Origin of the sequence: Nonomuraea sp. NPDC049684, from assembly GCF_044465345.1 — a bacterium.
GTDB lineage: Bacteria > Actinomycetota > Actinomycetes > Streptosporangiales > Streptosporangiaceae > Nonomuraea.
This window is the reverse complement of the sequence record NZ_JBITLO010000001.1, coordinates 887349-898680: the sequence shown is the minus strand read 5'-3', so window position 1 is coordinate 898680 and position 11332 is coordinate 887349. Positions and strand designations below refer to the sequence as shown.

Annotated in this window: 3 protein-coding genes; 2 read left to right on the top strand and 1 reads right to left on the bottom strand. The window is 76.4% G+C overall.

The features are described 5' to 3' along the window. The first annotated feature begins 149 nt into the window (after positions 1-149). Both ACIBST_RS03960 and ACIBST_RS03955 read left to right on the top strand, forming a co-directional pair. Complete coding sequence (locus ACIBST_RS03960) at positions 150-662, top strand: hypothetical protein (protein ID WP_397168877.1); 513 nt, start codon at positions 150-152, stop codon at positions 660-662. Continuing rightward, positions 655-1824 carry an MAB_1171c family putative transporter gene (locus tag ACIBST_RS03955; RefSeq protein WP_397168875.1) on the top strand — a complete coding sequence of 390 codons (1170 nt, stop codon included), beginning with the start codon at positions 655-657 and terminating at the stop codon, positions 1822-1824. Before ACIBST_RS03960 ends, ACIBST_RS03955 begins: the two co-directional genes overlap by 8 nt. Before the next feature lie 27 nt (positions 1825-1851). Here ACIBST_RS03955 and ACIBST_RS03950 read toward each other — a convergent pair whose 3' ends face one another. Beyond that, a complete protein-coding gene (locus ACIBST_RS03950) occupies positions 1852-11331 on the bottom strand; it encodes an amino acid adenylation domain-containing protein (protein ID WP_397168873.1) in 9480 nt (3159 codons plus the stop codon). Position 11332 lies beyond the last annotated feature (1 nt).

The window sequence follows — 11332 nt, the reverse complement described above, 5'->3', positions numbered from 1 at the left end:
GCGGAGTTGGTTAAGCCGGCCGTCCAAGGGGCAGAGCAAGCACGACGTTGTCATGGTCGAAGCGGATGCGACACGATCGTGATCGGATGTCGATGCTGAATTGTTAGCCCTGGAGAGGTATGACTCCCGCCGGCAAGAAGTTCAGGCTCATGCGACGTCGCTGCGCGGAGATCGCCCGCCGATTACCCATGCCGCGGCCCTATCGCGTCAGAACGCTCTGCGACCTGGTCGCCGCCGAGCGGGGGCGGCCCATCAGGCTCCTGGAGCTGCCCGGCGACGACGAGATGCTGGGCGCCTGGCTGGCCACCGAGGCGACCGACCTGATCTTCTACAAGCCCGACACGACGCCGCCGCACCAGGACCACATCATCCTGCACGAGCTGAGCCACGTGATCTGCGGCCACTACCCCGAGGCCGATCCGCGGGCCCAGCGGCACGTGCTGTTCCCCAGCCTCAACCCCGCGCTCGTCCGCCGCGTGCTCAGGCGTTCGATCTACGGGTCGGAGGAGGAGCAGGAGGCCGAGCTGCTCGCCTCGCTCATCTGGCAGCGGGCCTGCCGGGAGTCGCGCCCGCGGGCGTCGGACGTCCGGCGCGTGGACGCCGTGCTCACCGGGACCGTGGACGCGCTCCGCGGCGGGGTGTCCGGCCTCGGCCGTGGGTGAGTGGCTGCGGCTCTACGGCCCCGCGGTGCTGGCCAGCGCGCTGACCGCGTACCGGCTGGCGGCCGTGCGGTCCTGGGTGCGGGACCCGGCCGGGCGGGCGGTGTTCGTCATCCTGGCCGCGATCGCCGCCTCGACGGCGGTCAACACGCCGTGGGCCTACGACGCCGTCTGGCGGCTGACCGGCGTGCCGAACCTGGCCAGGCTGGTGTCGCACGCGTTCATGCTGGCCGTCGCCTGGTCGATCGGGACGTTCGTGCGGCAGGTCGGCCCGCCGCCGGAAGGGCCGCGCCGGCGTACGTGGGGTGAGGCGGCCTGGCCGGCGCTTGTGCTGCTCGGCATGTGCCTGACCTTCGCCCTGGCCCGTACGCCGGTCAACAGCCCGCGCTTCGCCGTCCGCTACGGGGGCACGCCGGGCGTGCTCGAATACTGGCTGGTCTTCCTGTGCTACCTCGTGCCCGTGTTGTGCCACGTCACCTGGTTCGCCCTGCGGGAGGCCCGCCAGACGGGGAACCGGGCGGTGAGCGCGGGGCTGCGCCTGATCGCCGTGGGCGCGTCGCTGACCGTGCTCTACCACCTGCACAAGGCGGCCTACTTCGCCTGCCGGCGGATCGGCGCGGACTATCCCGACCTGCTGCGGGCGCCGCTGGACATGTTGCTGGTGCCGCTCGGCGTGCTGGCGGTGCTGGCCGGACTGGCCCTGCCGTCGTGGTGGCCCGCGCGGTCGCGCTGGCTCCGCGACTTCCGGCTGCACCTGCGGCTGCGTCCGCTGTGGCGGGCGCTCTACCGGGCCAGCCCGGACATCGCGCTGCTGGACCCGGCGCCGCTGCTGACCGAGCTGGTCACCTTCCGCGACCTGGACCTGCGGCTGTACCGGCGGTTCGTGGAGATCCGGGACGGCCGGATCGCGCTGGAGCCGTACCTCGACCCGCGCGTGGCGGACGCGGCCCGGCGGGAGGGCGCGCGGTCCGGCCTGCGCGGCCAGCGGCTGGAGGCGTTCGCCGAGGCCGCCGCGGTGGACGCGGCCATCCGCGCCCGCGCCAGCGGCCTGCCGCCCGACGGCGGCGCCGGACCGGCGGCCGTGCCCGGCGGCGTCGACCTGAGCAGCGACGCCGCCTTCCTCGGCCTCGTCTCACGCGCCTACCGGCGGCTGAGCGCGCGCTGAGCCGCCGTCACGACCCGTCAGGACCCGTCAGGACCGGTGGACGGCCTCCTCCAGGGAGTCCAGGATCCGGTCCTGCACGACCTCCGACAGCCCGGCGACGGTCGGCGTCAGGAACAGGTCGCGCGGCGACAGCTCGACGCCGAAGGCCGGTCCCACCCGCGACGTCACCCGCAGGCTGGTGATCGAGTCGCCGCCGAGCGCGAAGAAGTCGTCGTGCACGCCCACCCGGTCCAGGCCGAGCACCTGCGCCCAGATGCGGCCTAGCGCCTCCTCGGTCGGGTTGCGCGGCGCGACGTACGACCGGGCCCGCTCCCGCGGCGGGGCGGGCTCGGGCAGGGCGGCGCGGTCCACCTTGCCGTTGGCGTTCAGCGGCAGCCGGTCCAGGGACACGAACGCCGCGGGCACCATGTACGCGGGCAGCCGCGCGCCCAAACCCGCGGCCAGCTCCTCGGGCGAGGGCGCGGGCCCGCCGGCCGCCGGCACCACGTACGCCGCCAGCGTCCGGCGTCCGGCGGCGTCCTGCCGGGCCACCGCGACGGCCTCGGCGACACCGGGCTGCGCCAGGAGCGCGGCCTCCACCTCGCCCGTCTCGATCCGGAAGCCCCGGATCTTCACCTGGCCGTCCACCCGGCCGAGGAACTCCAGGTCGCCCTCGGGCGTCCAGCGGGCCCGGTCCCCGGTGCGGTAGAGCCGCCCGCCGCCGCCGAACGGGTCGGCCACGAAGCGTTCGGCGGTCAGGCCCGGCCTGCCGAGATAGCCCCTGGCCAGGCCGGCGCCCGCCAGGTACAGCTCGCCCGGCGCGCCGACGGGGACGGGCGACAGGGCGGCGTCCAGCACGTAGGCGCGGGTGTTGTCCATGGGCCGGCCGATCGGCGCCCGTCCCGCCCGGACGAGCTCGGCGGTCATCTGCCGGGTCGTGGCGAACGTGGTGGTCTCGGTGGGGCCGTACCCGTTGTGGAACGTGGTTCCGGGGCACCGGCCGATCACCCGGGCGAGCGCCTGCGGCGAGGCCGCCTCGCCGCCCGTCCACACCTCGCGCAGCCCGGCGAAGCACTCGGGCAGCTCCTCGGCGAACAGGTTGAACAGCGCGGACGTGACGAACATCCCCGTGACGCCGTGCTCGGCCGTCAGCGCCCGCAGCCGCCGCGCGTCCAGGTCGCCGGGCGCGACCACCACCTCGCCGCCGGCCAGCAGCGGCACCCACATCTCGTAGGTGGCCGCGTCGAAGGCGTGCGGGGAGTGGAACAGCACCCGGTCGTGGCCGCCGCCGCGCCAGCGGTGGTCCCAGGCCAGGCTCACCACGTCCTCGTGGGTGACCGCGACGCCCTTGGGCGACCCGGTCGAGCCCGAGGTGTACATGACGTACGCCAGCGACCCGGGCGGCACGGTCGGCAGGGGGCCGGGCACGGGGGCGGGGGCGGGCAGGTCGCCGTCCACCTCGACGGCGGGCAGGCCCAGGCCGGCGGCGCGCCCGGCCAGCGACCGGTCGGTGAGCACCGCGACCGCGCCGGTGTCCCGCAGGATCCACCGCATGCGCCCGGCCGGGAAGTCCGGATGGAGCGGGACGTACGCGCCGCCCGCCCTGAGCACGGCCAGCATCGAGACCAGCGCGTCCGGCGAGCGTCCCTGCAACACCGCCACCCGGGACTCGGCGCGCACGCCGAGCGCGGCCAGCACCTCGGCCAGCTCCCCGGAACGGCGGTCGAGCTCCCCGTACGTCAGCTCCGCCCCGCCGCCGCGCACCGCCACCGCGCCGGGCCTCTCCCGCGCCCGCTCGGCGAACAGCTCGTGGACGGTCCGGCGCGGGTAGGCGCGGGCGGTGTCGTTCCACTCCGTCAGCGTCAGCCGCCGCTCCCGCGCGCTCACCGCGCTGAGCGACCCCACGGTCCCGCCGGGGTCGGCGGCGAGCTGCCCGAGCAGCGCCGACAGGCCCTCGCCGAGCCGCCGCACGGTCGCCGCGTCGAAGAGCTCCTCGTCGTGGAGCAGCACGAACGACAGCTCCTCGCCCGGGTAGACGACCAGGCCGAGCGGGTAGCCGTTCGCCTCGGCGGCGTCCACCTCGCGCAGGCGCGGGCCGGGTGCGGCGTAGTCGATGGGGTAGTTCTCGAAGACCACGATGCTGTCGAACAGCGCCGTCCCCGGCGGCACGTCGCTCCACGCGCGGATCCTGGTGAGCGAGGCCGCCTCGTGCTCCCGGGCCCCGGCCTGCGACTCCTGGAGCTCGCGCAGCCAGGGCAGCAGCGGGCGGGCGCCGTCCACGTGGACGTGGACGGGCAGCGTCTGGATGAAGATGCCGATCATGGACTCGGCGCCGTCCAGGTCCTCGGGGCGGCCCGACACCGTGGCGCCGAAGCACACCCGCGGCTCGCCGCTGTGCCGGGACAGCAGGACCGACCACGCGCCCTGGACCATCGTGTTGAGCGTCAGGCCGGCCGCCGCGGCCCGGTCGGCCAGCCGCCGGGTCAGGCCGGGCGGCAGGGCGGCGCGGACCCGTCCGGCGGCCTTGGGCCGGTGCTCCCTGCCGGGCGGCCGGTCGTAGGGCAGCGGCGTGGGGGCGGTGAGCCCGGCCAGCGCCTGCCGCCAGTAGGTCTCGTCGGCGCCGAGGTCGCGGCCCGCCAGCCACTCCACGTAGTCGCGGAAGGGGCGGCGCGGCTCGGGCGCGCCGCCGTCGCCCTCCCCGGACAGGTGGGCGTACGCGGCCAGGACGTCGCGCAGCAGCCGGTGGACGCTCCAGCCGTCCAGCAGGATGTGGTGCAGGGTCCACACGACGCGGACGGTGTCGTCGTCCAGCCGGATGACCGCCAGCCTGGACGGCGGCGCGGCCGTCAGGTCCAGGCCCGCGGCCCGGTCCGCGGCGAGCAGGGCGGCCAGCGCGGCCCGCCGCTCGTCCTCGGGCAGGCGGCGCCAGTCGTGCCGGACGACCGGCAGGCGGGCCCGCTCGTGCACGATCTGCACGGGATGATCCAGGCCGTCCCAGGCCAGGGACGTGCGCAGCACGGGCGTCCGGTCCACGACCGACTGCCACGCCCGCGCCAGCCTCCCGGGGTCGCCGACGCCGTCGAGCAGCATGCCGAACTGGGCGACGTACAGGTCGTCGCCGGCCGCCAGGCACTCGTAGAGCATGCCGGCCTGGCCTGGGGTGAGCGGGTAGACGTCGGCCACGTCGCGTCCGTCGCCGACCAGCCGGTCCAGGCTCGCCTGGTCCAGGCCGGCCAGCGGGAAGTCCGACGGGGTGCGGCCGCCCGCGCCCGGCCCGGCGCAGTGGCGCACCAGCCGGGTCACGTCGGCGGCGAACCCGTCCGCGAGCCGGGCGACGGTGGCCTCGTCGTGCAGGTCGGCCGAGTACTCCCAGGTCATCTCCAGCCGGCCGGCGCGGACCGCGGCGACGACGTCGAGCAGGTGCGGCCGGACGTCGCCGGGGTCCTGGAACAGGCCGATGGGCGCGACGTCCCGGTAGAGGCCGCCCAGCGGGGGGTCGAACCGGCCGAGGTAGTTGAAGCAGACGGCGGGGTGGCATTCGGGCGCGGTGCCGCGCAGGTACCGCAGCACGCCGTACCCGAAGCCGCGGCCCGGGACGGCCCTGACCTGCTCCTTGACGCTCTTCAGCAGCTCGCCCCAGCCGCCGCCGGGCAGGCGCAGGGCCAGCGGGAAGTAGGTGGTGAACCAGCCGGCCGTGCGGGACAGGTCGGCGCCGGGGAAGATCTCCTCGCGGCCGTGGCCCTCGGTGGCCAGCAGCAGGTCCGTACGCCCGGTCCAGTCACCCAGGGTGCGGGCCAGCGCGGCCAGCAGCACCTCGTTGACCTCCGTGCGGTAGACGCCGGGGACGTCGCGCAGCAGGGCGCGGGTGGTCTCCTCGTCCAGCGCCACCGTCGTACGCCGCCCCGACGCCACCAGGTTGGCCCCTTCGCGGTCCAGCGGGACGTCCGCCGCGCCCGGGGCGTCGGCCGTCCGGGTCCAGTGGGGGAGCTCGCCGTCGAACGCGCCGGCGGCGGCGTGCGCGGCCAGGTCGCGGGCCCAGCTCGCGAAGGAGGCGGTCTCCGCGCCCAGGTCGACGGGCTCGCCGCGGACGGCCTGACCGTACGCGGTGTGCAGGTCCTCCAGCAGCACCCGCCAGGACACGCCGTCCACGACGAGATGGTGCGCGGTGAGCAGCAGGCGCGGCGCGCCGGCGCCGGTGAACAGCACCGCCGCGAACACGGGCCCGCGCTCGGCGTCGATGCCGCGCTGCACGGCCTCGCCCGCGCGCGCGATCGCGTCCCCCGCGTCCCCCGCGTCCCCCTCAGCGGTCTCGCCGTCGAGGCGGACGTGGCGCAGGACGTCCCCGGCCGGTGGCGGGGTGACGTGCTGGGATCGTCCGCCGTCGTGCCGGGGGAACCGGGTGCGCAGCGCGGCGTGCCGGGTGACCAGGGCGGACACCGCCACGCCCAGCGCCCGTGCGTCCACGTCGTGCGCCAGCTCGGCCTCGACGTACTGGTGGAACGTCCCGGGCACGGTGAACCGGTCGAACAGGAAACGCTGGATCGGCGTCAGGGGAGCGGGCCCGCCGTCGTCGGCTCGTTCGCCGGCGGCGGCCGCGGGCTGCCCGGCCCGCAGCACGTACGGCGCCAGGGCCGCCACGGTCTGCCGCCGGAACAGGTCGCGCGCGGTGAGCCGCAGCCCGGCGCGCTGCGCCCTGGACACGACCTGGATGGCCAGGATCGAGTCGCCGCCCAGCGCGAAGAAGGAGTCCTCGGCCCCCACGCGCTCGACGCCCAGCACCTCGCCCCAGATCGCGGCCAGCTCCCGCTGCACGGGCCCCGAGGGCGCGACGTAGGCCGCCGCCCCCGCCCGCGCGCCGGGCACCGGCAGCGCCGCCCGGTCCACCTTGCCCCGCTCGGTCAGCGGGAACGCGGGCAGCACCATGATCACCGCGGGGATCATGTGGCCGGGCAGCGATCCGGCCAGGAAGGCGCGCAGCGCGGCGGGGTCGGGTTCGGCGCCGCCCGCCGGGGTGACGTACCCGTGGAGGCGGTCGCGTCCCGGGGAGGCCAGCACGACCGCGCCACCCACCGAGGGATGGCGCTGGAGTGCGGCCTCGATCTCGCCGGGCTCCACCCGGAAGCCGCGGATCTTCACCTGGTCGTCGCCGCGGCCCAGGTACTCCAGCTCGCCGCCGGGCAGCAGGCGGACCAGGTCGCCGGTCCGGTACATCCGCCCGCCGGGCGGGCCGAACGGGTCGGCGACGAAGCGCTCGGCGGTCAGGCCGGGCCGGTTCAGGTACCCCCGGGCCAGGCCGGGCCCCGACAGGTACAGCTCGCCGGGCACGCCCGCCGGGACCGGGTTGGCGTAGGCGTCCAGGACGTACCCGGCGCTGCCGGTCACCGGGCGGCCGATCGGCGGCAGCCCGTCGCCCTCCCTGTTCACGTCCCCGGCGGTGGCCACGACGGTGGCCTCGGTGGGCCCGTAGTTGTTGACCAGCCGGAACGGGACGCCGGGCCGCGGCCGGCGGCGCAGCACGTCGCCGCCCGTCAGGACGGTGCGCAGCGCCGTCCCGTCGATCGCGGGCAGGTCGAGGACGGTCTCCAGCCGGGGCGTCGGCAGGAAGCAGATCGTGGTGCCCATGGCGGTGAACCAGGCCACCAGCTCCTCCGGGTCGTCCAGCGCGTCCTGGCCGGGGAAGGCGACGCGGGCGCCCGCGCACAGGTACGGCCAGACCTCCCACACGGCGGCGTCGAACCCGAGCGAGGCCACCTGGGACGCCCGGTCCCGGGGCACCACCCCGAACGCCGCCACGTGCCAGGCGCACAGGTCGGCCAGGCCGCGGTGCTCGATCATGACGCCCTTGGGACGGCCCGTGGAGCCGGAGGTGTAGATGACGTACGCCAGGTCGCCCGGCTCGGTCGCGCACTCGGCTCCGGCGCCGGGACGGTCGGCCGTCTCCGTGCCGCCGGGACGGTCGCCCGTCCAGGCGTCGCCGGGGCGCACGACGGGCAGCCCCTCGTGGTCGTCGTCGGCCAGCAGGATCGGCGCGCCGGTGTCGGCCATCACGTACGCCAGCCGCTCGGCCGGGATGCCGGGGTCGAGCGGCACGTACGCGCCCCCCGCCTTGAGCACGCCGAGGGCGGCGGTGACCATGTCCGGGCCGCGTTCCATGCACACCGCCACGGGGACGCCCCGGCCCACGCCGAGGCCGCGCAGCCGGTGCGCCAGCCGGTCGGCGCGCCGGTCGAGGTCGGCGTAGGTGCGGGTGCCGCCGTCCCACTCCAGCGCGACGGCGTCGGGCGCGACCCGGGCCCATTCGCTCACCTGCACATGCACGGGCCGCTCGCCCCGCTCGCCCCGCGCAGCCCGCACGGCGCCGGTCGGCACGGCGTCGGCCGGTGTGGTGTCAGCGGGGGCGGTCCGGGGGGCGGCGGGCAGGGGAAGGCGGGCCAGGGGGCGATCCGGGGCCGCGGTCACCGCTTCCAGCAGCGCGATCAGGTGCGCGGCCATCCGCTCGGCGGTCGCGGCCTCGAACAGGTCCGTGCTGTACTCGATCATCGCGTCGAGCGCGCCGCCGTCCTCGCGCTCGACGAACTCCAGCGTGAGGTCGAAGATCGAGGACACGTGCGGCAGCCGGTACGGCCCGGTGCGCGCCCCGGCGAAGCGCGGCGTCTTCGGCGGCGCGTTCTGCAGCGCCACCATGGCCTGCACCAGGGGCGTCCTGCTGGGGTCGCGCTCGGCGTCCAGCTCGCGCACCAGGCGGTCGAAGGGCACGTCCCGGTTGGCGAAGGCGTTCAGCACGGTCTCCCGCACCGCGTCCAGGAACTCGGCGAACGTGGCGCGCTCGTCCACGGTGGAGCGCAGCACCAGGGTGTTGACGAAGCAGCCGATGAGCGGTTCGAGCTCGGGCAGGTCGCGTCCGGAGACGGGGGTGCCGACCGAGACGTCCCGCTGGCCGGCGTACCTGGACAGGAGCACCTGGCAGGCCGCGACCAGCACCATGAACGGCGTCGCCCCGGTGCGCGCGGCGAGGTCCCCGAGCGCGGAGGCCAGCTCCGCCGGGACGGTGAAGCGGTGCGCGGCCCCCGCCGAGCCGCGTACGGCCGGACGCGGGCGGTCGGTGGGCAGGTCGAGCGGGGTGATCCCGTCGAGCCGGCGACGCCAGTGATCGAGCTGGTCCGCCAGGCTGTCGTCGGTCCAGCGGCGGCGCTGCCAGGCGGCGTAGTCGGCGTACCGGACGGGCAACGGCGCGAGCGACGCCCGGTGGCCGTGGCGGGCGGCGTCGTAGAGCAGGCCCAGCTCGTCGGCCAGGACGCGCATCGACACGGCGTCGATCACCGAGTGGTGCAGGCTCAGCACCAGCAGGTGGTCCTCGGCCGAGCGGCGCAGCACGGCCAGGCGCAGCACTGGGCCGCGGGCCAGGTCGAAGGGCCGGGTCACCTCCTGCCGCACCAGGCGGTCCAGCTCCTCGCCGGGCAGTCCGGCGACGTCGGTGACGGTCAGCGGGACCTCGACGGCCGCGTGCACCTTCTGCACGGGTTCGGCCCCCGCGACGCCGTCCTCGATCGTCGTGCGCAGCGGCTCGTGCCGGGCGATGAGCTCGCCGAGCGCGGTGCGCAGCGCCTCGGGGTCGAACGGCCCGCTCACCCGGTAGCCGAACCGCACGTTGTACTCGGTGCCGCCGGGGTCGTGGGCGTGGAAGAACCAGAAGCGCCGCTGGGCGTAGGACAGCGGCGCGTCGCGTCCGGGCGGGAGCGGGGTGACGACGTCCACGCCCGCCTCGGGCGATTCGTCCTGGTTCCTGGTGCTGGTCCCGTCCGGTTTCAGGGACGCGGCCAGGGCGGCGACCGTGCGCTCGCGGAAGATCGCCCGGGGGGACAGGCTCGTGCCGAGCGCGGCCCGGATGCGCGGCGCCACGCGGAAGGCCAGCAGGGAGTTGCCGCCGATGGCGAAGAAGTCGTCGGTCACGCCCACCCGGTCCAGGCCCAGCACCTCGGCCCACAGCTCGGCGATCACCCGTTCCTCGTGGCCGCCGGGAGGCGTGTAGCCGGTGACGCCCTGGGGGCCCGCGGCGGGCAGGGCGGCGCGGTCCACCTTGCCGCTGGCCGCGAGGGGGAGCCGGTCGAGCTGCTGGAACACCGAAGGGATCAGGTAGTCGGGCAGGTCCCGCGCGAGGAAGGCCCGCAACTGCTCGGGCGACGGCCCGGCGGACGCGTGGTCCGGGCCGCCGGGACGGGCGACGGGGACGACGTGGGCCACCAGGCGGTCGCCGTCGGCGACGACCGCGGCGGCGGCGACCCGCGGATGCCGGGACAGGGCGGCCTCGATCTCGCCGGGCTCGATCCGGTGCCCGCCCACCTTGACCTGGTCGTCCGCCCGGCCGAGGTATTCGAGCTCCCCGTCCGGCAGGAGGCGCACCACGTCCCCGGTGCGGTACATGCGCTCGCCGTCCGTCCCGTACGGGTCGGCGACGAACCGTTCCGCGGTGCCGCCGGGCCGCCCCCGGTACCCGCGGGCCACCCCGGCGCCCGCGACGTACAACTCGCCCCGCTCGCCCGGCGGGACGGGCCGCAGCCGGGCGTCGAGGACGTAGGCCCGCGACCCGGACATCGGCCGGCCGATCGGCACCGCGCCGCCGGGCGTGCCGTCGCCGGGTCCGAGGCGGAAGGCCACGCAGCCGACCGTCGTCTCCGTGGGGCCGTACTCGTTGACCACCGTCACGCCGGGATGGGCCGCGCGCCAGCGGCCGAGCGCGTCGCCGTGCAGCGCCTCGCCGCCGATCACCAGCTCGCCGCGCTCCGGGCAGGCGTCCGGCGCCCCGCCCTCCAGCAGCGGCAGGTGGCTCGGGGTGATCTTCAGGAAGGACGGCCGGACGCCGCCCGGCTCGTCGAGCGTCCCCGCGTGGACGCGCCCGCCCGCGACCAGCGGCCCCCACAGCGTGGTGACCGACAGGTCGAACGAGACCGACGAGTGCAGCAGCGCCGTGCCCGCCAGCCCCGGGTAGTCCCGCAGGCAGCAGGCCAGGTACGCGGCGAGCTGCCGGCGCTCGACGAGCACCCCCTTGGGACGGCCGGTGGAGCCGGAGGTGTAGATCGCGTACGCCAGGTCCGCCGGACGGCCCGGCGCGGCGGGCGGCGCGTCGGCGACCGGCGCGGGATCGTCGTCCACGCACACCACCCGCGCCGCCGTCACCGGCAGCCGCCCGCGCAGCGCCCGCTGGGTGACGACGACGGGCGCGCCCGCGTCGTCGATCACGACGGCCAGGCGGCTCGCCGGCACGCCGGGATCCAGCGGCAGGTACGCCGCGCCCGCCTTGAGCACGCCGAGCAGCGCCACGACCAGGTCGAGGCCGCGTTCGGCGTAGACGGCGACCAGCGTGTCCGGGCCCGCCCCGAGCCCGCGCAGGCGATGGGCGAACCCGTTCGCGCGCGCGTCGAGCTCCCGGTAGGCGAGCGAGCCCGCGGCCGAGGACACGGCGGTCGCGCCGGGAGCCAGCCGGACCCGCTCGGCGAACAGATCGAGGACGTCACGTGTCGAGTTGTCCATC